Below are 22,538 nucleotides of genomic sequence, written 5' to 3'. Positions count from 1 at the left end.
TCCCGCTGATGGCGCTTTCGACCGGTTTCTGGGCCTTCAAGACCCTGGCCGCCGCGCATGATCTGGACCTCTTCAGCCGCCTGGCGGGCGGCGCCGGCACCACGGTTGCGGAGCTCGCGCAAGCGCTCGGCCTGCATCCACGCCCGGCCGAGATGCTGTTGACCGGCTGCGCTGCACTCGGGCTTCTGGAGAAAACGGACGGCCGTTATCGCAATACGCCCTTGAGCGAAGCCTATCTCGTGCGCGGAAAGCCGTATTACTTCGGTGGCTTCGTGCAGATGGCCGACAAGCGGCTCTACGCGGGCTGGGGAAGGCTTGCCGAAGCGCTGCGCACGAATCGGCCGACCACGTGGGACCCCACGGTGCAATCCTCGATCTTCGACGGCGAGGATCCGACGATGCTGGCCCTCTTCTGGGAGGCGATGCATTCGCTTTCCACGATGACCGCGCGCAAGCTCGGCGAAGCCGTGGATCTCGGTCGTTTCCGCCGCCTCCTGGACATCGGCGGCGGATCGGGCGCGTACGACATCGAGCTCTGCAGACAGTATGAGGCGCTGCGCGCGACCGTGTTCGACCTGCCGCATGTGGCCGCGATCGCCGCGGGAAAGATCGCCGGGGCCGGCTTGACCGACCGGATCGAGACCGCAGGCGGCAGCTTCTTCGAGCAGCTTCCCGGGGATCACGACGTGCATCTCCTGTCGATGATCCTGCACGATTGGGACGAGGCGAAGAACCGCGCCCTGCTGCGCCGGTCCTTCGCGGCTCTGCCGAGCGGCGGCGCCGTCGTCATCAGCGAGCTTCTCGTCAATGACGAGAAGACCGGGCCGGCGCCGGCCGCGCTGATGAGCCTCAACATGCTGATCGAGACGGAAGGGCGAAACTACACGCCGGCCGAATATTCGGCGTGGCTCGAGGACGCCGGATTCCGGCACGTCGAGACGGTCCGGTTCGACGCACCCGCCGCGAACGGCGCCGTGATCGGCCGCAAGCCGTAAGGCAATTCGGATCGCGGTAGGGACGCCCATTGCTGAGCGCCCCCCGCACGGATCCGTACGTGCCCGATCAAGGCATACGGCTCCTACCTCGAGTGTTTGGCGGCGATGCCGCCCCAATTCCCTGCCTCGCCCGGGTCCACTTCACCAGCTTGACGTGTAATGCGTTTGCAGTACACTGTGACCGCACAGGAGGATCGACATGGCGGCAAGTGCACTGATCCAGACCCGCATCGACCCCGTCTTGAGGGACAAGGCGTCGCTGGTGCTCGCGCAGATGGGGCTAACCGTATCCGATGCGGTGCGGATGCTGCTCACCCGGGTCGCGAATGAGGGTGCCCTGCCGGCCGGGCTGGCGGTCGACCCGGAGGCCTATGACGCGTGGGTCCGCGCCAAGGTGCGGGAGGCGCTTGACGACCCGCGGCCGGACGTCCCGCATGACGAGGTGGAAGCCAGGTTCGCCGCGCGGCGGGCTCAGACTCGGCGCAAGCTGGCCGCCGGCAAATCTTGAAGCTGCGCTGGCGCCCGGCCGCCGAGGGGGATCGTCTCGCCATCTACGACCACATCGAAGCCGAGAATCCTCGCGCAGCTGCGCTCGTCGATGAGCGGATTCTGGCTCGCGTCCTGACGCTGCTCCAGCTGCCGCATAGTGGACGGCCGGGCCGGGTGGAGGGCACCCGCGAGTTGACCGTCGGGCGCACGCCCTATTTCGTGATCTACCGGATCGAGGATGGCACGGTGAGGATCCTGCGCATCCTGCACAGCGCGCGGGAGTGGTCGGAGAACCTGATCGACGAGCGTTAGCCTTTGACCGCCGACGTCACGAACACTCGACCCCACTGACCCGGCAGCCCCCTTTCGTCTCCACGTCTTCTGTCTCATCCCGGGGGTGCAGTCCAGTGCACTGTCACCGAATTCGAATTCCTCCTCTTGTTAGCTCCAGGCGGCCCACCGCTTATAAAAATCATCTTCTGACAGAGATTTGTGCGTGCTAAGTATTTTGGATAAATAGTGACTTGCTTGCTTATTTCTATATATCGACAATATTATTAGCGCTTTTGGATAATATATATTCTGTGGATATGTGTAATTTTCACTTTTTGCATATGAGAATATTTTAGCAACACTGTTAACATCTGATCTAATCTTGATGTGGAAATCAAGAACAGCCTGAGCATCTTGGCTTCCAGAAAGCCTCACAATGGCTTCAAATTTTTTATTGATCTGGTTATTTCCAAACATCCTCGGGGAAAGACCGCCAACTACACGCGAAAGCCAATAATCTGATCGCCACGTATTATAAGACGTCTCTATTATTTTTAGAATTTCTCCAGGCTTCAAAAACCTTGATGCAATAAGTATAGCTGAGTATATTGTGAACGTTGTATTTTTTTCCGTCAAGAATTCTATGAAGCCTTTTATCTCCAATATCAATTCTTTGCTATACTGGAATCTTGCATGGATGCAAAATATAGCCATTTCCACGAAAACGGAATCATCAACAAATGTTTCATTATAGAAAGATTTTAAAATTTCGCTGAAAACGTAGTTTGCGTTCTTTGTACGATATAATTCCCTGAAACAGGAAGACCGCAGACTGGGTCTTTGTTTTATCAGCCACAAAAGATCATCCACTCTAGGATATAAATTTGCATACTTCATACATTTTAAGATCCTTTTAAAAATTTTTTCCCCGTTACCAATAAAGAATCTACTATTTTCTCCTATATTACCTTTTTCATCTCTATTCGCCCATATCTCATAGCTTTTGATCAATGCTTTCTTTGCGACTTCTATACTTAATTCCCTTTTTCTAGACAGCAATTTCGAACAATAATCGAGAAATTTATTCTCTTTTATACAGAAGTGTCGTTGAGCGTCACCATTTTCCGTCCGCAATATCATTGTTTTACTTGAATTAAGGCGGAGTTGTCTTGACTGTAAAGCCAGATCGATATCCCTGACAACACATTTAGCCGCGTGTATGGTGTCAACTCCAACGTCTATATCATCCATAAATCTAACATAGTCGCCGAAGGAATGTTCTTCTGCTACTTTATCAAGTTCATATAGCATCGCATTTGCAAGTACTCTTGGGGCCTCAAGCTCCATCTGCGGCAACCCTATCCCATTTCTGGGCATGAAATCAGGATTCCAGGAAATTTCATTAAGAATAAATATTAAGAAATCTAATATTGGCTCCTTTATGTTACATAACGAAGATATAATATTTCTCATGTGTGAGAAATTTATGAAATCATAAAAATTGGCCACATCTGTTACAACGATGAATCTGCGTTCCTTCGAAAATTCAAATATTTTTTGTTGAAACCTCTTCCATGAAGCGATTGCGCCGTAGTCACCTTCCTCAATAAGAAGTTGATCTTTGCTAAACTTTTGATCACCGGGTTCGAAAAAGGCTTTCTTCGTTGGCTGACTGCCCTTTATTTCCTTATACAATGCACTTGATAGACATTGCAGCACAATCAGATCTCTAGGATGGGCGAGAGTCATCTGCCTACAAAGGCCTCTCGATTTTTCTACTAGATAGTGCTTCGGTTTATTAGGATAATACTGAGCTGATGATATTTCTGAGCAAATGTCTTGTGCAATTATGTCTATTTCCTGATCTATATCTTTAAATTCAATTAAATCGACGATAATTTGTTTTCTGATTTGAGCACCGAGCTTTTTCTTCCATGCCAGTTTTATAGAATCCGTGTTTAAACAACTTTCTAAATCCTTTAGAGAGAAGCGAAATTTAGGCGATTTCATTTTAGCTATCGAACCTCAATTCAAAACATCAGGATAGCCAATAAATGTCTACAAACTCGATTATCTGGCGGACAGCGCCGCCCGCCGGCCGCGTCAAGAGACAAGGGCTATAGCGGTCATAGTACATTTTTAGCGAATTCCCGCGATGTCGCTGCACTTTTCATAACGACGACTCCTGAGAGCTCTGCCTCCCTCACACCACATCCCTCAACATCGCCACCAGCGGCTTGTCCGCCGGCGGCATCGGATACTCGCGCAGCTTGTTCGGCGCCACCCAGGCCAGGGTCTGGCCCTCGCGCGGCTGCGGCGTGCCCTGCCAGCGGCGGCAGAGGTAGAGCGGCATCAGCAGGTGGAAACGCTCGTAGCGGTGGCTGGCGAAGGTGAAGGGGGCCAGGCAGCTCTCCTCCGTGTCGATCGCCAGCTCCTCGCGCAGCTCGCGGATCAGCGCCGCCTCCGGCGTCTCGCCCGGATCGACCTTGCCGCCCGGGAACTCCCACAGGCCCGCCATCGACTTGCCCGGCGGCCGCTGCGCGATCAGCACCCGGCCGTCGGCGTCGACCAGGGCGACGGCCACCACCAGCACCATCGGCAGGGCGGGCGCGGCGGGAACGGCAGGGGCGGGGGCGTCAGGCGGCATAGATCTTCAGATAATCCTGGCGGCTGAGGGCGAAGAGAGGGCAGGGCACCGCCTGCCCCAGCGCCTTGAACTCAATGGTCTTGATCCCGTCGGTCATCAGCCCGGCCTTGACCAGCACATGGCCCGACGGGCCGTTGTCGGGGTGGTAGGCGGCCTGGATCCGCTCCAGCCGCAGATCGAGGAAGCCGAACGCGATCACCGCCTGCGCCGCCTCGGTGGCGAAGCCCTGGCCCCAGTAGCGCCGGCCGAACCAGTAGCCGAAGCTGCCCACCCGGCCGTTGGTCGCGATCGCCAGCCCCATATGGCCGATCACGGCGCCGCTGTCGGCCAGCGTCGCCACGAACTGGTACTCGCGCCCCGCGATCCAGCGCTTCTCCGCCGTCCGGATCCAGTCCTCGGCATCGGCGAAGCGGTAGGGGAACGGCACGTCCGACAGCCAGCGCACCACCTCCCAGTCGTCCAGCAGATGCGTGATCTCCCCGGCATCGGAGGGGCGGTGCCGGCGCAGCCTCAGCCGCTCGGTCTCCAGCTCCTCCGGCAGCTCGGTCACGGGGCCACGGGCTCTCGGCTGGGGTGGGACGGGCCCGGGCCGGAGCGGGCCACGGAAGGCCGGACGCTGTTCCGAGAAGGCCTCGCCGGAGGCCCTATGAAGACGCTCGATATCCTGCCCTTGCCCCGATGCACTGGCCGACCTCAGTTCGTCCCGTGCCAGCTCCGCTTCAGTCCGGGCTAACTACGGTAATCCGCATTGATGGAGATATACCCATGCGTGAGGTCGCAGGTCCAGACCGTGGCCTGGCCGCGGCCGATGCCGATGTCGACCTCGATCTCGATCGACCGGGTCTTCATATGCGCCGCCACCGGCGCCTCGTCATAGCCGTCCACCACCATGCCGTCGCGCGCCACCTGCACGCCGCCGATGGCGATGCCGAGCTTGTCCCGGTCCGCCGGCTCGCCCGACTTGCCCACCGCCATGACGATGCGGCCCCAGTTCGCGTCCTCGCCCGCCACCGCGGTCTTCAGGAGCGGCGAATTGGCGATGGCCAGGCCGATGCGCCGGGCCGAGCGATCGGAGATCGCGCCCCGGACCCTGATGGTGATCAGCTTCTGCGCGCCTTCGCCGTCGCACACCACCTGGCGCGCCAGGTCGGCGGTCAGGTCGTCCAGCGCCCGCTGGAAGTCGGCCAGGTCGCCGTCGCCCCCGGCCGGCACCGGGTTGCCGGCCTGGCCGGTGGCGAACAGCATCAGCGTGTCGCTGGTCGAGGTGTCGCCGTCCACCGTGATGGCGTTGAACGACGTGTCGACCGCCGCCGCCAGCGCCTTCTGCAAGAGCGGCGCCGGAATGGCGGCGTCGGTGAACACGAAGGACAGCATCGTCGCCATGTCCGGCGCGATCATGCCCGACCCCTTGGCGATGCCGGTGAGGGTGACCACGGTGCCGCCGATCGTGGCGGTGCGCGTCGCGCCCTTGGCGAAGGTGTCGGTGGTGCGGATCGCCTCCGCCGCCCCCGCCCAGTCTTCGCCCAGCACCTTGGCCAGATCGGGCAGGTGCCGGGCGATGCGGTCCTCCGGCAGCGGCTGGCCGATCACGCCGGTGGAGGCGACGAACACCTCCTCCCACTCGCAGCCGACCAGCTTGGCCGCGGCCACCACGGTCGACGCCACCGTCTTCACCCCGGCCTGGCCGGTGAAGGCGTTGGCGTTGCCGGCATTCACCACCACCGCCCGGGCCGAGCCCTGGGGCAGCGCCCGGCGGCACCAGTCCACCGGGGCCGAGGGGCAGCGCGAGCGGGTGTAGACGCCCGCCGCACTGGTGCCGGGGTCGAGGGCGACGAACAGCACGTCCGGCGCCCCCGTCTTCTTCAGCCCGCAGGCGGCGGCGGCCAGCCGCACGCCCGCGATCGGCGACAGGTCCGGCAGCCGCTCGGGCGCGAGCGGCGAACGCGGCAATGCTCCGGCCATGGTCCCCTCCCCCGTCTCGTCGCGCCGGCTACTTGCTCGGCGCGGGCTGCTGCGGCTGCTCGCCGGCCGGCGCGGCCGGGGCCGCGGGATCGGCGGCCGGCGCGTCGGTGCTGGGCGGGGGCAGCGGCTTGCCGTCCTGGCCCATCACCACGATCTCGGCGCCCTGCTTCACCTCGGCGATGATCTGCGGCACCAGCTGCTGCGACAGCTGCTCCTCGATCTGCGGCTTGACCTCGTCCAGCGTCGGCTGCGGCAGGGTGCGCTTGTCCTCGACCAGGATGACATGCCAGCCGAACTGGGTCTTCACCGGGGCGGTGGTGAACTTGCCCTTCTCCAGCTTGAAGGCGGCGTCGGCGAATTCCGGCACCATCTGCTCCTTGGAGAACCAGCCCAGGTCGCCGCCGGAATCCTTGCCCGACGGGTCGGTGGTGTTGGCGTTGGCCAGCTCCTCGAACTTGGCGCCGCCCTCCAGCTTCTTGACCAGATCCTTGGCCTTGTCCTCGCTGTCGACGAGGATGTGGCGGGCCTTGACCTGGTCCTGCGGCGGGTTGTCGGCCAGGTACTTCTTGTAGGCGTCCTGGATCGCCTGGTCGGTGATCTTGGCCTTCAGCTGGCGCTGCAGCCAGACGTCCTGGATGATCCGGCGCTCGGCCGTCGCCAGCCGGTCCTTGACCTCGGGGTCGTTCTGCAGCCCGGCGTCGACGCCCTTCTGCGCCACCAGGCGGGCGGTCGCCACCTGCTCGGCCATCAGCGGCACCAGCATCTCGACCGGCATCTGCCGGTACTGCTGCGGCAGGCTGTTGATCGCCTCCAGCACCTCGGAGCGCAGGATCGGCTGGCCGTTCACCGTGGCCGCCACCGGATCGTCGGGCTTGCCGGCCTGGTCGCCGGCGGCCGCGGGGGCGGCGGCCGGCGCCTCGGCGGGCTTGGCCGCATCCTGGGCCAGGACCGGACCGGCCAGGAGCGTCAGGGCAGCCGCGCCGGCGAGCAGGCGGAGGGCGAGGGAAGACATCAAACGCGTCCTTTCAGATCCTGTGGGACGAGTGGCGCCTCGGCGGAGACGTGCCGGCATCCGGTCATGGGATCGCGGCGGCGCCAGCTGCGCGACGTGGCCGACAGGTAAAGCACAGGCGGAAACGGGGCACAAGCGGACCAAGGGCCGCTGCCGGCCGGGCCGAAGCCGCTGTCATCAAAGCTTAACACGACCGTCACCGGCGCGACACGCGGGAAATCCTAGAAGACGGACGGCTTCCCGGCGGCGCCCCCCAGCGGCGGCATCCCGATCCGCCGGCCAAGGTGACAAAGAATTAAGGAGGGGTTCATGGCGTTCCGTTCCGCGTTTGCGGCCCTGCTGCTCTCGGCCGCGATCCTGCCGGCCGCGCAGGCGGCCGAGACCCTGACCAGCTACACCAGCACCGACCCGAAGCTGGCGCTCGGCAGCATCTCGGTGCCCGGCGGCAAGACGCGGGAGCTGAACGTCGGCATCGGCAGCGGCGCCGGCCGCCGCGCCGGCGACCCGCCGATGACCTTCTGGACCATCTCCGACCGCGGCCCGAACTTCACCTGCGGCGATGTCGAGGACGTGTTCGGGGTCGACGGCAAGACGATCTGCGGCGACCTCAAGGGCGCCCGCATCTACCCGCTGCCCGACTATTCGCCGACGATCTACCGGATCACGCTGAAGGACGGCGGCAGCTTCACGGTCGACACCGTGCTGCCGCTCAGGGACGGCGACGGCAAGCCGGTCAACGGCCTGCTGAACCCGCTGACCCACGCCTCGACCGAGCAGCCGATCGACCTGTCCGGCAAGACGCTCGCGCAGAACCCCGACGCGGTCGACGCCGAGTCGGTGGTGCCGATGGCCGACGGCAGCTTCTGGGTGTCGGAGGAGAACGGCCCGTCGCTGCTGCATGTCGCCGCCGACGGCAAGATCCTGCGCCGGATCGTGCCGCAGGGCACCGAGGACGACTTCAAGGGCGCGCATTACCCGGTCGACGGCGGCCTGCCGGCCGTCCTGGCCAAGCGCTTCCTCAACCGCGGCCTGGAATCGCTGGCGATCACCCCGGACGGCAAGCGCTTCGCCACCATCATCCAGAACCCGCTGGCCAACCCGGACGCCGACACCTATCGCGGCTCGAAGAACGCCCGGCTGTGGACCCTCGACCCGGCGACCCTCGCGGTCACCGGCGAGTACGTCTACACGCTGGACGACCCGCAGAGCTTCCGGCTGGACCCGTCGAAGAAGCAGAGCGACCCGCGCATCAGCGAGATCATGGGCCTCGGCCCCGACCGCTTCCTGGTGCTGGAGCGCACCGACGGCACCACCAAGCTGTATGAGGTGTCGTTGGCCGGCGCCACCGACATCCACGGCACCGCCTGGGACGACCTGAAGACCGCGCCGAGCCTGGAGCAGTCGAAGGATCTGGCCGCCGCGAAGATCGTGCCGGTGACCAAGACGCTGCGCTTCGACAGCGCCGACCATCCGGAGGTGCCGGTCAAGATCGAAGGCCTGGCGCTGACCGGCGACGGGTCGCTGATGATGATCAACGACAGCGATTTCGGCATCACCGGCGAGACCACCCGCCCGGTCGTGCTGAAGGGCAGCGCCATCGCCGCCGACCCGGCCAGCTGAGGCGGTCAGGCCGGGCGGGGCGGCATGGCCGTCCCGCCCTTCTTGGCCGTTTCGGGGGGCCCATTGGCAGGGCCGGGCCCTTCCGCTATGGTGCCGCGCCGCGTTGAAAGCCGGGTGTCGCGGCCCCAATTTCCAGGGGGAGTGCTGTCGCGTGCTCTCCCTGCCCTAGTCGAGGTTTCGATGTTCGGTGCGCTCGCCCGAAAGCTGTTCGGTTCTTCCAACGATCGCTTCGTCAAACAGCTGATCACCGGCCCGGTGGTCGAGGCCAATGCCCTGGAGCCCCAGGTCCAGGCGCTGAGCGACGAACAGCTTCAGGCCAGGACCCAGGAGTTCCGCGCCCGGCTGGACAAGGGCGAGACGCTGGACGACCTGCTGCCGGAGGCCTTCGCCACGGTGCGCGAGGCGGCCCGCCGGGTGCTGGGCCAGCGCCATTACGACGTCCAGCTGGTCGGTGGCCTGGTGCTGCACCAGGGCAAGATCGCCGAGATGAAGACCGGCGAGGGCAAGACCCTGGTCGCCACCCTGGCCGTCTATCTCAACGCCCTGGCCGGCAAGGGCGTGCACGTGGTCACCGTCAACGACTACCTGGCCCAGCGCGACAGCGAGTGGATGGGCCGGATCTACCGCTTCCTCGGCCTCTCGGTCGGCTGCATCGTGCACGGCCTCGACGACGACCAGCGCCGGGCGGCCTACGGCGCCGACATCACCTACGGCACCAACAACGAGTTCGGCTTCGACTACCTGCGCGACAACATGAAGTTCCGGCTCGAGGACATGGTCCAGCGGCCGTTCAACTTCGCCATCGTCGACGAGGTCGATTCGATCCTGATCGACGAGGCACGGACGCCCTTGATCATCTCCGGCCCGGCGCAGGATTCGTCGGAGATGTACATGCGCGTCGACCGGCTGATCCCGAGCCTGGTCGCGGTCGAGGACTACGAGCACGACGAGAAGCAGAAGACCGTCGCCCTGACCGAGGCCGGCCAGGAGAAGATCGAGCGCCTGCTGATCGAGGCCGGCCTGCTGCAGGGCGAGAACCTGTACGATATACACAATGTGAACGCCGTCCATCACGTCAACCAGGCGCTCCGCGCCCATGTGATGTTCCAGCTGGACCGGGATTACATCGTCAAGGACGACAAAGTCGTCATCATCGACGAATTCACCGGCCGCATGATGGAAGGCCGGCGGTATTCCGAGGGCCTGCACCAGGCAATCGAGGCCAAGGAACGGGTCGAGATCCAGCGCGAGAACCAGACCCTCGCCTCGATCACCTTCCAGAACTACTTCCGCCTGTACCCGAAGCTGGCCGGCATGACCGGCACGGCGCAGACCGAGGCCGCCGAGTTCGGCGAGATCTACAACCTCGAGGTGGTGGAGATCCCGACCAACGTCCCGGTCATCCGCAAGGACGAGGACGACGAGGTCTATCGCACCGTCCGCGAGAAATACGACGCCATCGTCACCCTGATCCGCGAGTGCAACGCCAGGGCGCAGCCGGTGCTGGTCGGCACCGTGTCGATCGAGAAGTCGGAGACGCTGGCGGCGCTGCTGCAGCGGGAGAAGATCCCGCACAACGTGCTGAACGCCCGCTTCCACGAGCAGGAAGCCTATATCGTCGCCCAGGCCGGCCGGCCCGGCGCGGTGACCATCGCCACCAACATGGCCGGCCGCGGCACCGACATCCAGCTCGGCGGCAATGTCGAGATGCGGGTGGCGCTGGAGCTCGCCGGCATCGACGACCCGGCGGCGCGCGACCGGCGCGAGGCCGAGATCCGGGCCGAGGTGGCGAAGAACAAGGAGATCGTGCTGGCGGCCGGCGGCCTCTACGTCGTCGGCACCGAGCGGCACGAGAGCCGCCGCATCGACAATCAGCTGCGCGGCCGCTCCGGCCGCCAGGGCGACCCCGGCGGGTCGAAGTTCTTCCTGTCGCTGGAAGACGACCTGATGAGGATCTTCGCCTCCGAGCGGCTGGACGGCATCCTGCGCCGCTTCGGCCTGAAGGAGGGCGAGGCGATCATCCACCCCTGGATCAACCGGGCGCTGGAGAAGGCGCAGGAGAAGGTCGAGGCGCGCAACTTCGACATCCGCAAGAACCTGCTGCGCTTCGACAACGTGATGAACGACCAGCGCAAGGTGATCTACGAGCAGCGGCGCGAGATCATGCAGGCGGACGACGCCAGCGCCATGGTCGCCGACATGCGGCAGGAGGTGGTGACCGGCATGGTCGCCCGCGCCATCCCCGAGAACAGCTACGCCGAGAAGTGGAACATCGACGGGCTGCACGAGGAGGTGCTGCGCATCTTCGGCCTCGACCTGCCGATCAAGAAATGGGGCAAGGAAGAGGGCATCGCCGACCGCGAGATCGAGGAGCGGATCCAGACCGCGGTCGACGCCAAGATGGCGGCCAAGGTCGAGGCCTATGGCGCCGAGATCATGCAGATGGCGGAGAAGAGCCTGCTGCTGCAGATCCTGGACCAGAGCTGGAAGGACCACCTGCTGACGCTGGACCATCTGCGCCAGGGCATCAACCTGCGCGCCTATGCCCAGCGCGACCCGCTGCGCGAATACCAGGCCGAGGCGTTCAACCTGTTCGAGCAGATGCTGGCCGGCCTGCGCGAGAACGTCACCCAGGTGCTGGCGCAGGTCGAGCTGCGCGTCACCCGGCCGGAGGATGTCGAGGCCCAGCAGCGCGCGGCGATGCAGCGCGAGATGCACGAAAGCCGCTTCGACCCGGCGCTGGGCGCGCCGCCGGAGCCTGAGACGGCGACCGCCGCCGGCGCGGTGGCGGCCGCCAGCGCCGCCCTGGCGCTGAACCCGGACTGGGCCCACACCCCGCGCAACGCCCCCTGCCCCTGCGGCTCGGGCAAGAAGTTCAAGCACTGCCACGGGTCGGTGGCGTAAGCACCGCGACACCATATCGGACCGGAAGAGGCCGGCGGCGAATCCCATCGCCGCCGGCCTTTGCTTTTGCGAAGCTCCCGCCATCGAGGCGGGAGCGCATGCCGATGACAGTGGCGCTGACCAGGAGAGCCGACATCACCCTGGACGCGGTGCACCGCGTCGCCTGGCGGGGCGAGGGCGTGTGCATCAGCGAGGCGGCGCTGACCCGGATCGCGGAGTGCCGCGCCGCCTTCCTGCGGCTGATCGACACCGACCCGGACCTCGTCATCTACGGCGTGACCACGGCGATGGGCGAGTTGGCCGACCGGCGCCTGCGGCGCGAGGAGCGCGACCGCCACGCCCGGATCAAGGCCTTCGCCGCCGCCACCGCCTTCGGCGACAAGCTGCCGGAGCGGGTGGTGCGCGGCATCGTGCTGGCCCGGCTGGCGAATTTCCTGGAAGGCCACGCCGCCACCACGCCGCGGATCGCGCTGGCCGTCGCCGCCATGCTGGACGGCGGCCCGCTGCCCGCGGTGCCCGCCGGCGGCCAGGGCGGGGCCGGCGAGATCCTGGCGCTCTACCCGCTGTTCGCCGGGCTCAGCGCCCGCTTCGACCTCGAGGTGAAGGAGCGCGGATCGCTGATCAACGGGTCGCCCTGCGCCGCGGCGCTGCTGGCCGATTCGGCCCTGGCGGCGCGCAACCGCATCCGGCTGGCGGAGAGCGTCTTCGCCCTGTCAATCGAGGCCTTCCGGGCGCCGCTGGAGCATTACGACGCCGCGCTGGACGCGCTGTGGGGCGACGCGCATGACGCCGCGGCGCTGCGCAACCTGCGCACCCTCCTGGACGGCGCCGGCGACGGGCGCCGCGGCTATCAGGCGCCGGTCAGCTACCGCATCGTGCCGCGGCTGCTGGGCCAGGCGCACCGGGCCCTGGCGGCGGCGGAGCGCGCGGCCGCGGTGTCGCTTTCCGCGGCCTCGGACAACCCGGTCTACATCCCGCCCGACGAGGCCGGCCCGGGCCATCCGGACGGCCGCTGCCTCAGCACCGGCGGCTATCACAACGCCATAGCGGCGCCGGCGCTGGACGACCTGGCGGCGATCTGGGCCGATCTCTGCCTGCTGTGCGACCGCCACGGCTCGAAGCTGCTGGCCGGCCGGGTATCGCATCTGCCCGACCTGCTGATGGTCGGCCGCGACCCCAGCGACAGCGACGGCCATGGCAGCCTGGGCTATGTGCCGATGGCGGTGACCGGATATCTGGAGCAGGCCAAGGCGGCGGCGCAGCGCACCTTCCTGCCCGGCACCGAGGCGGCGGGCGCCGGCCAGGACGACGTCGCCGCCCCGGCCTTCCTGGCCTGGGCCAAGGAGGAGCGCGCCGGCCGCTGCCTGGACGCGGCGCTGGCCATGCTGTCGGTGATCGCCTCCCAGGCCCTGCACGTCACCGGTCGCGCGGCCCCGCCGGCGCTGCGGGATCTGGTCGACGAGATCCATCGCGTCGTGCCGCCGGTGGCGGAAGACCGCGTGCTGGGCCCTGAGCTGGGCCGCCTCGCAGAACGCTTCACGCAGCGGGTGTTCGAGACTGAAAGCTAGAGCACGAGCCCGCAGAAGACGGTCGCGGTGACGATCCTCGCCGCACCGACCGAACGGCGTTGCAGCAGCCCCGCCCGCTTGTCACCAGTGACCAGATATTGGGCGCTGGAGACTTCCGCCAAGGCGAGAAGATAGGCATCCTGCGGATCTGTCGCCTCATGGCCGGCCGGAAGCCGGTCGAAAACCTCTGCCCGCTGCAGGTTGTTGAGCATGAGCCCGACGCGATGAGGCTGCAGGATCCCGCGAAACTTGGGATATCGGCTCGCCCGGCGCAGCTCCTCGATTTGCTCGGTGCAGATCGCGATGTCGAAGCGACCGCCTCGCCAGGCTTCATAGATGCGATGCTGCGGGCCGCCGGGCGACAGCAACGCGCTGAGAAAGACGTTGCTGTCGAGGATCACGCGCATCAGCGACGCGTCGCAGCCAGGGCCTCATCGATCGCGGCATCGAGGGTGTCCTGGTCGACATCCGCATTGGCCGCCTTTGCCTGGGCCGCCGTCAGCTCCAGGATATGCGCGCGCACCGCTTCCTCGACGAAGCGCGACAGGTCGCCCTTGCGACCGCCGCCCTGGCTGGCCAGGAACTGGCGCAAGGCGATGTCGGTAGACTGCGAGACGACGAGGTTCCAGCGGGTTGCAGACATCGAGCCCTCCTGGCAAACACATATACACATAAGCGCTTAAGCGCCGATCCGCAAATCCGAATGGCGAATTTATCCGGGTCGGCGGGAGGCTGAGGGTCATTGCCACATCACACATGGACCCATGGCCATCACACTGATCGTCGCCGACGAGCCCGATGGGCTGGCCGACGACCTGCCTCCCCAATGCCGTGTCGTCGCCCCTGACGACCTGCTGGACGGGCACCACCTGCCGGAGCCGGATGCCGCGCCGGGCGTCACCGTGGTCAATCTGTGCCGCGACCAGCGCCCCCTCTCCTTCGGCTATTACGTCTCGCTGATCGCCGAGGCCCGCGGCTATGCCGCGATCCCGACCGCGGCGGATCTCGCCGACCAGGCCGACGACCGGCTGATCCGCAGCCGCCACGCGCCGGTCGACCGCGCGCTCGCCGCGCTGCGCCGCCGGGGCGGGCGCCTGATCCTGCCGCGGCGCCTGTTCGTGGCGCTCGGCCGCTGCAACAAGCCGCATCTGCAGGAGGTCGCCGAGGCGGCCTATCAGGCGTTCGGCCTGCCGCTGATGACCCTGCAGATCGACCCGGTCCGTCCGCTTCTGCTGCAGGTGGTTGCGGAGCCGCTGGCCGGGCTGGACCCGCGCCAGCAGCGCCTGCTGCGCGCGGCGCTGGAGCGGATGGCCGGCCCCCCGCCGACGCCGCGCCCGTTTCGCCGCGCCCCCCGCCTGGCCGTGCTGGTGAACCCGGATGACCCGCTGCCCCCGTCCAAGCCCGGCACCATCGCCCGGCTGCGCGACGTGGCGTCATCGATGGGCATCGACACCGAATGCCTGGGCCATCGCGACCTGCCGCGGCTGGGCGGCTTCGACGCGCTGCTGATCCGCGAGACCACGGCGCTGCAGTCGCCCAGCTACGCCTTCGCCGAGACCGCGGCCCGGCTGGGCCTGCCGGTGATCGACGACCCGGTGTCGATCCTGCGCTGCTGCAACAAGGTGTTCCTGCACGAGCGGCTGAAGGCCGAGGGCGTGCCGCAGCCGCGCACGCTGGCGGTGCGGGCCGACACGCTGGCGGCGGCCGGCGAGGCGCTGGGCTTTCCGCTGGTGCTGAAGGCGCCGGACGGTGCCTGCTCGCGCGGCGTCGTCCGGGTCGACACCCTGGCCGAGCTGCCGGTGGCCGGGCGCCGGCTGCTGCGCCGGTCGCGCCTGATCCTGGCGCAGGAGTATCTTTACACCGACTTCGACTGGCGCGTCGGCGTGCTGGCCGGCCGCCCGCTTTTCGCCTGCCGCTATCGCATGGTGCGCGGCCATTGGCAGATCTTCCGCCATGGCCGGGACGGCAGCAGCGAGGAGGGCGCGACCGAGCCGGTGCCGCTCGACGCCGTGCCGCCTGCGGTGCTGTCGGCCGCGCTGGCCGCCGCCGCCCTGATCGGCGCCGGCCTGTACGGCGTCGACCTGAAGGAGACGGCGCAGGGGCCGGTGGTGATCGAGGTCAACGACAACCCGAACGTCGATGTCGGGCTGGAGGATGCCTGCCTGGGCGACATGCTGTACGAACGGCTGCTCGGCCACTTCCTGGAGCGGATCGAGGCCGGCGAGGAGCGGGCGCCGGCCCGGGCCGCGGGGTCGATCTGGTAGTCCCGGCGCGAAGAGCCCTCCGCACCTGATTTGAAGTCGTCATCGCGAGCCCCGCAGGGGCGTGGCGATCCAGGGGTCGGTGCCGCTGGACCGCCACGTCGCTTCGCTCCTCGCGATGACGGCTGAAGGGTTTGACAGAGAGCGCTCAGCCCAGGTTCTGGCCGATCGCCAGGAACTTCTCGCGCCGCTTGCCGCGCAGGGTCTTGCCGTCGAGCTCGACCAGCCCGGCCAGCGCCGACCCGATCGCGTCGCCGACAGCGCGAAACGCCTGGTCCGGGAAGCGGTGTGCCCCGCCGACCGGCTCCTCGATCACGCCGTCGATGACGCCGAGCTGCTTCAGGTCCTGCGCCGTCAGCTTCAGCGCCGCCGCGGCCTCCTGGCTCTGCGCGCTGCTGCGCCACAGGATGGAGGCGCAGCCCTCCGGCGAGATCACCGAATAGATCGAGTGCTCCAGCATCAGCACCCGGTTGGCCACGGCGATGCCGATGGCGCCGCCCGAGCCGCCCTCGCCGATCACCACCGAGACCAGCGGCACCTGCACCTTGAGGCAGGATTCGATCGACTTGGCGATGGCCTCGGCCACGCCGCGCTCCTCCGACGCCACCCCGGGATAGGCGCCGGCGGTGTCGATGAAGGTGATCACCGGCAGATGGAAGCGGTCGGCCAGGTCGAGCAGGCGCTGCGCCTTGCGGTAGCCCTCGGGCTTGGCCATGCCGAAATTGTGCCGGATGCGGCTTTCGGTGTCGTTGCCCTTCTCCTGCCCGATCACCACCACGGACCAGTCCTGGAACCGGCCGAGGCCGCCGATGATGGCGCGGTCCTCGGCGAAGGCGCGGTCGCCTGCCAGGGGCTGGAACTCGGTGATCAGCGCCTGGATGTAATCCAGCGCGTGCGGCCGATTCGGATGCCGTGCGACCTGCACCTTCTGCGCCGGCGTCAGCCCGCGATAGGTGTCCCGCAGCAGCTTGTCGACCTTGGTCTGAAGCCGGGAGACCTCGTCGGCGATGTTGAGCTCGCCGGCGTCGGTGATGTGCCGAAGCTCCTCGATCTTGCCTTCGATCTCGGCGATCGGCTTTTCGAATTCGAGAAAGGTCTTCATTCCGCGTTGAGACTGGCCCTCGGGATCGGGGGGCTGTCTAACACAGGGCCGCGCGCATTGAGACCGAAATCTGTGCAGGGCTGACCGCGGCGTCTGCCCGCAGCAGCGCGCCGCCCGGAACATCCTCCAGCGCGCCGAGCCGAAGCTCCGCCACCAGCAGGCGGTGCGGCTGCTCGTCCGGCATCACGAAGCCGAGCGGGGCCGCCGGCTGGAAGCCGAAGCGGGCGTAGTAGGCGAGGTCGCCGACCAGCAGCACCAGCCGGTGGCCCATATCGGCGGCCCGCTTCATGCTGCCGCGCATCAGCGCGGCGCCGACGCCGGCGCCGCGCAGCTCCGGCTGCACCGCCAGGGGGCCGAGCAGCAGTGTCGGCCGGCCGGAGTCGAGCAGCATCGGCCAGTAGCGGATCGAGCCGAGGATCCGGCCGCTGGGACGGCCGTCCTGGCGCACCACGAAGCACAGGCTGCGCACCGGCGCGATGCCGTCGCGATAGCGGTAGGAGACCTTGGTCTGCCGGTTCGGGCCGAAGGCGATGTCGAGCAGGGCGTCGACTTCGGCCGCATCCCGCGGCCGTTCGGTCTTCAGGAGATACACTGGAGAAGGATCCTTGGAACGGAGAGCGTCGGTTCGCGCGCCGACCGGCTTCCGTCCCGCCCGCATCATGGTGTCGCAGGCACCCCGGAACGCCTCAGGCCGCCGCGCCGCGAAGGGCGGGCTGCAGGCGTCGTCGTCGCAGCGTCGGGGGCAGGAAGGTCACGTCGTTCCGTTCCAAGAGGACTCAAGCGGCAACAGCGAAACCGCAACCGGGCCTCGCTGTCAATGCAAATACAATCCGTCCGGCCTTCGCTTACGGCGATGACATGTGACGACGGCTGGACGCTGTGCCAGGACAGGCCGCATGCAGGCCTTGCCGCCTCCCGCGATACCCCTTCAATTCGCCCGCTACGCCGGCGTCGGTGCAGTCGCGACGGCCATCCACTACGCCCTGCTGATCGCACTGGTCGAATCGGGCGGCGCCGCGCCGCTGCCGGCGACCTTGGCCGGCTATGTCGCCGGCGGTCTCGTCTCCTACGCGCTCAACCGGCGGCTGACCTTTGCCGGCGGCCGGCCGCACCGCGAGGCGGCCTGGCGATTCGCCCTGGTCGCCGCCGGCGGCTTCGCCTGGACCGGCCTGCTGATGGCGCTGCTGGCCGGCCGGCTCGGCGCCCCCTATCTGCCGGCCCAGGCCGCGACCACGCTGGTCGTGCTGGTCTGGGGTTTCCTGGCGAATCGGCTGTGGACTTTCGCCGAGGCGTGATTCGTAGGTTGGGTTCGCGGCACGCGAACCCAACCTACGGCCGTTTCTTCGCCAGCGGATGGGCGGATGTCACCAGGCTCTGCAGCCGGTCGCCCAGCACATGGGTGTAGATCTGGGTCGTGGCGATGTCGGCATGGCCCAGCATGGTCTGGACCGAGCGCAGATCGGCGCCGTGCGACAGGAGATGGGTGGCGAAGGCGTGGCGCAGCACATGCGGGCTGACGCGGCTGGGCTCGATCCCGGCCTCGACCGCGAGATCCTTCAGCAGCTGGCCGAATCGCTGCCGGGTCAGGCAGCCGCCGCGGGCGGTGCGCGACGGGAACAGGAAGCCGCGGTCGCGGCCCTTGACGAAGAACACGCCGCGATGCGGCAGCCAGGCTGCGATGGCATCCCGCGCGGGCTCCGACAGCGGCACCAGCCGCTCCTTGTCGCCCTTGCCGCGCACGATCAGCGCCCGCCCGTCCCGCCCCAGGGCCGAGAGCGGCAGCCCGACCAGCTCGGACACCCGCAGGCCGCCGCCGTAGAGGATCTCGAGCAGGGCCATCAGCCGAAGCCCCTCGGCCAACCGCTCCGGGTCGGCGAACAGGCCCGAGACCGCGCCGATCAGCGCCTCGACCTCGTCCTCGGACAAGAGCTTCGGCAGCGGCCGGCCCAGCGCCGGGGAATCGAGCGTGGCGGAGGGGTCGTCCTGGCGCCGGCCCTCCGACACGAGGAAGCGGTAGAACTGCCGCATCGCCGACAGGCGCCGGGCCGCGGTGCGCGCGGCCGTGCGCGCCCCCTTGGCCCCTTCGCGCCGAGCGAGGTCGCCGAGATAGGAGCGCAGATCCTCGGTGACGGCGCGGTCGACGCCGCCGCCGCGGGCCTCGAGGAAGCGGTTCAGGTCGAGCAGGTCGCGGCCATAGGCCTCGCGGGTGTTGGCGGCGGCGCCGCGCTCGGCCACCAGCATGTCGAGGAAGGCCTCGACCGCGGGCGGCGGCAGGAGGCGCGGCGCCGGCGGACGGCCGCGCCGGCGCTTCGGGGCCGCGGCCTCCGTCATCGCGTCACTTGAAGCGGTCGTTCGGGATGACCTTCTCGACCGTCTGGGTCGGCGGCCGGAAATCGATCACCGCGAGCGCGACACCACCGCCGACGATCACCAGCAGCACGGCGATCGCCAGCACCCGGCCGAGGCCGCCGCCCCCGCCACCACCGGAACTCTGCGCAAAGCGGGACTTCGAACGACGACGAGCCAAGACGGACCCCTGACAGGTGTGAATACAGGCCGATGCGCGGGCCACGGCCGGAGAAAGCAGATGCGGCCGGCCCGGCGCAACCCTATCTTAGGCCGTCGGCAGGGCGGCGGCAAACCGCCTCGCCCCGCCAGCCACGCCCGCCTGAGCTTCAGGTTCGGGCCCGGAAGAGGATCGATGATCACCACGCTGCACCGCCCCTTGCCCCGCACCCTGGTTCTGGTTGGCCTGATGGGCGCCGGCAAGACCGCGGTGGGCAAGCGCGTGGCCGCGCGGCTGGGCTTGAGCTTCATCGACGCCGACCACGAGATCGAGGCGGCGGCCGGCTGCACCATCCCGGACATCTTCGAGCGCTACGGCGAGCCCGCCTTCCGCGACCTGGAGCGGCGGGTGATCGCCCGGCTGATGCACGACCCGGTGCAGGTGCTGTCCACCGGCGGCGGCGCCTTCATGGATCCGCAGACCCGGGCGGTGGTCGCCGAGCACGGACTGTCGGTGTGGCTGAAGGCGGAGCTTTCGGTGCTGGCGGCGCGGACCGCCAAGCGCAGCAACCGGCCGCTGCTGCGCCAGGGCGACCCGAAGGCGGTGCTGGAGGGGCTGATGGAGCGGCGCTATCCGGTCTACGCCCTGGCCGACATGACGGTGGAGAGCCGCGACGGCCCGGTCGAGGAGACGGTCGACCGGGTGCTGGCTGCCATCGACGCGCATCTGGCGGCCGAGGCCGCCGCCACCGAAACCGCCCATGCGGGGCAGACGGATTGAACCCCTGAGATGACACGAGAGACCATCCGCGTCGGGCTGGGCCCACGCAGCTACGACATCGTCATCGGTCCCGGCGCCCTGGCCGAGGCCGGGCAGCGCATCGCCGCGCTGGGCCGCGGCAAGCGGGTAATCGTGGTCGCCGACGCCCGGGTGGCCGGGCTGCACGGTGCGGCGCTGGAGGCGTCGCTGGCCGCAGCCGGGATCGCGGCCGAGACCCTGACCGTGCCCCCGGGCGAGGCGACCAAGTCGATGACCGTCCTCGCCGACCTCCTGGACCGCATCCTGGCGCTGGGGATCGAGCGGCGGACGCTGCTGGTCGCCCTCGGCGGCGGCGTGGTCGGCGACCTCGCCGGCTTCGCCGCGGCGACGGCGCTGCGCGGCCTCGACTTCGTGCAGATCCCGACCACCCTCTTGGCCCAGGTCGACAGTTCGGTCGGCGGCAAGACCGGGGTCAACAGCAAGCACGGCAAGAACCTGATCGGCGCCTTCCACCAGCCGCTGCTGGTGCTGGCCGACACCGCCCTGCTGGCCACCCTGCCGGCGCGGGAGCTGCGCTCCGGCTATGCCGAGGTGGCGAAGTACGGCGCCCTGGGCGATGCCGGCTTCTTCGCCTGGCTGGAGGAGAACGGCCCGAGGCTGCTGGCCGGCGACGGCGAGGCGATGATCAAGGCCGTCAAGCGCAGCTGCGAGATGAAGGCCGAGATCGTCGGCGAGGACGAGCGCGAGGCGGCCCGGCGCGCCCTCTTGAACCTTGGCCACACCTTCGGCCATGCGCTGGAGGCCGAGACCGGCTATGGCGACGCGCTGCTGCACGGCGAGGCGGTGGCGATCGGCATGGTCATGGCCTTCGACCTGTCCGCCCGCCTGGGCCTGTGCCCGGCCGCCGACCGCGACCGGCTGGCCCGGCACCTGCAGGCGGTCGGCCTGCCGACCCGCCCGGCCCGCGACCGCGCCTGGTCGGTCGACGCCCTGCTGCACCACATGACCCGCGACAAGAAGGTGCGGGACGGGCGCATGACCTTCATCCTGGTGCGCGGCATCGGCCAGGCCTTCGTCACCAGCGAGGTGCCGGCCGAGCCGGTCGCCGCGGTGCTGGCCGACGCCATCGCCGCCTGACCACAACCCACCATGTCCGACGACATCGTCCTCCTGCTCCACCTCGCCGGGATCGTCGTGCTGCTCGTGGCCTCGGCCTTCTTCTCGGGGTCGGAGACGGCGCTGACCGCGGCCAGCCGGGCGCGGATGCACCAGCTGGAGACGCACGGGCTGAAGCGGGCCGGCATCGTCAACCGACTGCGCGAGCAGAAGGAGCGGCTGATCGGCGCGCTGCTCTTGGGCAACACGCTGGTCAACATCCTGGCCTCCTCGCTCGCCACCAGCCTGCTGGTCTCGGTGCTCGGCGCCCCGGCGGTGCCGGTGGCCACGGTGGTGATGACGGCGCTGATCCTGATCTTCAGCGAGGTGCTGCCGAAGACCTACGCCATCAACCACGCCGACCGCGCCGCGCTGGGCATCGCCCCCGCGGTCAGGTCCGTGGTCTGGCTGCTGAGCCCGGTGGTACGGCTGGTGAACTGGCTGGTGCGCGGCGTGCTGCGGCTGTTCGGGGCCGATCCCAGCCGGATCGGCCTGGCCGACTATGTCGACGAGCTGCGCGGCGCCATCGAGCTGCATCGCGGCAGCGAGGCCGAGGTGGCGCAGGAACGGCAGATGCTGCGCTCGATCCTCGATCTCGGCGACGTCTCGGTGTCGGAGATCATGACCCACCGCCGCAGCGTCGAGGCGATCGACATCGAGCTGACCCCGCGCGAGGTGGTGGCGGCGATGCTGAACAGCCCGCACACCCGCATGCCACTGTGCCAGGGCGGCCTGGAGAACATCATCGGCGTGCTGCACGCCAAGGACGTGCTGCGGGCGCTGCAGGCGGCCGGCGGCGATCCGAACCGGCTGGACATCCGCCGGATCGCGGCCAAGCCCTGGTTCATTCCGGATTCGACCAGCCTGCTCGACCAGTTGCACGCCTTCCGCACCCGGCGCGAGCATTTCGCCATCGTGGTCGACGAATACGGCGACCTGCAGGGCGTGGTGACGCTGGAGGACATCCTGGAGGAGATCGTCGGCGACATCGTCGACGAGCACGACCTGCCGGTGGCCGGCGTCCGCCCGCAGCCGAACGGCAGCTTCCTGGTCGACGGCACGGTCACCATCCGCGACCTGAACCGCCGCTTCGAATGGCGGCTGCCGGACGACGAGGCCTCGACCATCGCCGGGCTGGTGCTGCACGAGGCGCGGCACCTGCCGGAGGTCGGCCAGGCCTTCACCTTCCACGGCTTCCGCTTCGAGATCCTGCGGCGCCAGCGCAACCAGATCACCGCGGTGCGCCTCACCCCGCCGGCCGAGATCGAGCCCGACGAAAGCTGAG

General features: G+C 67.5%; 22 protein-coding genes. 11 read left to right on the top strand and 11 right to left on the bottom strand.

The window, feature by feature from the left end; genetic code table 11:
* Positions 1-8: 8 nt before the first annotated feature.
* The 3 genes from ACFW16_RS08740 to ACFW16_RS08730 all read left to right on the top strand — a co-directional run bounded on the left by ACFW16_RS08740 (position 9) and on the right by ACFW16_RS08730 (position 1,796).
* Positions 9-995 carry a methyltransferase gene (locus ACFW16_RS08740; RefSeq protein WP_380303875.1) on the top strand — a complete coding sequence of 329 codons (987 nt, stop codon included), beginning with the start codon at positions 9-11 and terminating at the stop codon, positions 993-995.
* Positions 996-1,194: 199 nt separating this feature from the next.
* The gene (locus tag ACFW16_RS08735) at positions 1,195-1,503 is read left to right on the top strand and encodes a type II toxin-antitoxin system RelB/DinJ family antitoxin (RefSeq protein ID WP_380303873.1); all 309 of its coding nucleotides are present in this window, start codon (positions 1,195-1,197) and stop codon (positions 1,501-1,503) included.
* Positions 1,500-1,796 (top strand): type II toxin-antitoxin system RelE/ParE family toxin, encoded by a 297-nt coding sequence (locus tag ACFW16_RS08730; RefSeq protein WP_380303871.1) that lies wholly within the window; start codon positions 1,500-1,502, stop codon positions 1,794-1,796. Before ACFW16_RS08735 ends, ACFW16_RS08730 begins: the two co-directional genes overlap by 4 nt.
* A 129-nt stretch (positions 1,797-1,925) precedes the next feature.
* Here the strand turns inward: ACFW16_RS08730 and ACFW16_RS08725 are convergent, their stop codons facing one another.
* The 5 genes from ACFW16_RS08725 to ACFW16_RS08705 form a co-directional block, all read right to left on the bottom strand.
* A complete protein-coding gene (locus ACFW16_RS08725; RefSeq protein WP_380303869.1) occupies positions 1,926-3,767 on the bottom strand; it encodes an RNA-directed DNA polymerase in 1,842 nt (613 codons plus the stop codon).
* 193 nt (positions 3,768-3,960) lie between these two features.
* Positions 3,961-4,404 (bottom strand): 8-oxo-dGTP diphosphatase MutT, encoded by a 444-nt coding sequence (gene mutT, locus ACFW16_RS08720; protein WP_380303868.1) that lies wholly within the window; start codon positions 4,402-4,404, stop codon positions 3,961-3,963.
* The gene (locus ACFW16_RS08715; protein ID WP_380303866.1) at positions 4,394-4,954 is read right to left on the bottom strand and encodes a GNAT family N-acetyltransferase; all 561 of its coding nucleotides are present in this window, start codon (positions 4,952-4,954) and stop codon (positions 4,394-4,396) included. Before ACFW16_RS08715 ends, mutT begins: the two co-directional genes overlap by 11 nt.
* A gap of 179 nt (positions 4,955-5,133) precedes the next feature.
* Positions 5,134-6,366 carry a bifunctional glutamate N-acetyltransferase/amino-acid acetyltransferase ArgJ gene (gene argJ / locus ACFW16_RS08710; protein ID WP_380303864.1) on the bottom strand — a complete coding sequence of 411 codons (1,233 nt, stop codon included), beginning with the start codon at positions 6,364-6,366 and terminating at the stop codon, positions 5,134-5,136.
* Between the two features lie 28 nt (positions 6,367-6,394).
* A complete protein-coding gene (locus ACFW16_RS08705; protein ID WP_380303862.1) occupies positions 6,395-7,378 on the bottom strand; it encodes a peptidylprolyl isomerase in 984 nt (327 codons plus the stop codon).
* A gap of 309 nt (positions 7,379-7,687) precedes the next feature.
* Here ACFW16_RS08705 and ACFW16_RS08700 point away from each other — a divergent pair, with 309 nt between their 5' ends.
* The 3 genes from ACFW16_RS08700 (at position 7,688) to ACFW16_RS08690 (ending at position 13,470) form a co-directional block, all read left to right on the top strand.
* A complete protein-coding gene (locus ACFW16_RS08700) occupies positions 7,688-8,998 on the top strand; it encodes an esterase-like activity of phytase family protein (RefSeq protein ID WP_380303861.1) in 1,311 nt (436 codons plus the stop codon).
* Between the two features lie 180 nt (positions 8,999-9,178).
* On the top strand, positions 9,179-11,902 hold the full coding sequence (gene secA, locus ACFW16_RS08695; RefSeq protein ID WP_380303859.1) for a preprotein translocase subunit SecA: 2,724 nt from the start codon (positions 9,179-9,181) through the stop codon (positions 11,900-11,902).
* Positions 11,903-12,000: 98 nt separating this feature from the next.
* A complete protein-coding gene (locus ACFW16_RS08690; protein WP_380303857.1) occupies positions 12,001-13,470 on the top strand; it encodes an aromatic amino acid lyase in 1,470 nt (489 codons plus the stop codon).
* On the opposite strand, the gene ACFW16_RS08685 is transcribed toward ACFW16_RS08690, so the two are convergent.
* Entirely contained in the window at positions 13,467-13,877 is a 411-nt protein-coding gene (locus ACFW16_RS08685) for a putative toxin-antitoxin system toxin component, PIN family (RefSeq protein ID WP_380303855.1), read from the bottom strand. The two genes, ACFW16_RS08690 and ACFW16_RS08685, sit on opposite strands and share 4 nt — an antisense overlap.
* Entirely contained in the window at positions 13,877-14,113 is a 237-nt protein-coding gene (locus ACFW16_RS08680; protein WP_380303854.1) for a ribbon-helix-helix domain-containing protein, read from the bottom strand. The genes ACFW16_RS08685 and ACFW16_RS08680 overlap by 1 nt, the downstream gene beginning before the upstream one ends.
* Positions 14,114-14,234: 121 nt before the next feature.
* On the opposite strand from ACFW16_RS08680, the gene ACFW16_RS08675 reads away from it, so the two are divergent.
* Complete coding sequence (locus ACFW16_RS08675; RefSeq protein WP_380303852.1) at positions 14,235-15,734, top strand: RimK-like ATPgrasp N-terminal domain-containing protein; 1,500 nt, start codon at positions 14,235-14,237, stop codon at positions 15,732-15,734.
* A 145-nt stretch (positions 15,735-15,879) separates the two neighbouring features.
* Here ACFW16_RS08675 and ACFW16_RS08670 read toward each other — a convergent pair whose 3' ends face one another.
* A complete protein-coding gene (locus tag ACFW16_RS08670; RefSeq protein WP_380303851.1) occupies positions 15,880-16,833 on the bottom strand; it encodes an acetyl-CoA carboxylase carboxyltransferase subunit alpha in 954 nt (317 codons plus the stop codon).
* Between the two features lie 37 nt (positions 16,834-16,870).
* Positions 16,871-17,425 carry a GNAT family N-acetyltransferase gene (locus ACFW16_RS08665; protein WP_380303849.1) on the bottom strand — a complete coding sequence of 185 codons (555 nt, stop codon included), beginning with the start codon at positions 17,423-17,425 and terminating at the stop codon, positions 16,871-16,873.
* 304 nt (positions 17,426-17,729) lie between these two features.
* On the opposite strand from ACFW16_RS08665, the gene ACFW16_RS08660 reads away from it, so the two are divergent.
* Complete coding sequence (locus ACFW16_RS08660; protein ID WP_380303847.1) at positions 17,730-18,128, top strand: GtrA family protein; 399 nt, start codon at positions 17,730-17,732, stop codon at positions 18,126-18,128.
* 34 nt (positions 18,129-18,162) lie between these two features.
* On the opposite strand, the gene ACFW16_RS08655 is transcribed toward ACFW16_RS08660, so the two are convergent.
* Entirely contained in the window at positions 18,163-19,164 is a 1,002-nt protein-coding gene (locus ACFW16_RS08655) for a site-specific tyrosine recombinase XerD (RefSeq protein WP_380303846.1), read from the bottom strand.
* A gap of 4 nt (positions 19,165-19,168) precedes the next feature.
* Positions 19,169-19,360 (bottom strand): hypothetical protein, encoded by a 192-nt coding sequence (locus tag ACFW16_RS08650; protein ID WP_380303844.1) that lies wholly within the window; start codon positions 19,358-19,360, stop codon positions 19,169-19,171.
* 174 nt (positions 19,361-19,534) lie between these two features.
* Between ACFW16_RS08650 and ACFW16_RS08645 the strand changes: the two genes are divergently transcribed.
* The 3 genes from ACFW16_RS08645 to ACFW16_RS08635 are packed head-to-tail and all read left to right on the top strand — an operon-like array spanning position 19,535 to position 22,537.
* Positions 19,535-20,119, top strand: a complete 585-nt coding sequence (locus ACFW16_RS08645) for a shikimate kinase (RefSeq protein ID WP_380303843.1) — start codon at positions 19,535-19,537, stop codon at positions 20,117-20,119.
* Positions 20,120-20,128: 9 nt separating this feature from the next.
* Positions 20,129-21,235, top strand: coding sequence for a 3-dehydroquinate synthase (gene aroB / locus ACFW16_RS08640; protein ID WP_380303841.1), 1,107 nt, complete (start codon positions 20,129-20,131; stop codon positions 21,233-21,235).
* Between the two features lie 12 nt (positions 21,236-21,247).
* Positions 21,248-22,537, top strand: coding sequence for an HlyC/CorC family transporter (locus ACFW16_RS08635; RefSeq protein ID WP_380303839.1), 1,290 nt, complete (start codon positions 21,248-21,250; stop codon positions 22,535-22,537).
* The last annotated feature ends 1 nt before the right edge of the window (position 22,538 follow it).

Origin of the sequence: Inquilinus sp. NPDC058860 (genome assembly GCF_042743185.1) — a bacterium.
Classification (GTDB): Bacteria; Pseudomonadota; Alphaproteobacteria; order DSM-16000; family Inquilinaceae; genus Inquilinus.
Note: the sequence above shows the minus strand (reverse complement) of the source record. Positions and strands in the feature narration are given on the sequence as shown.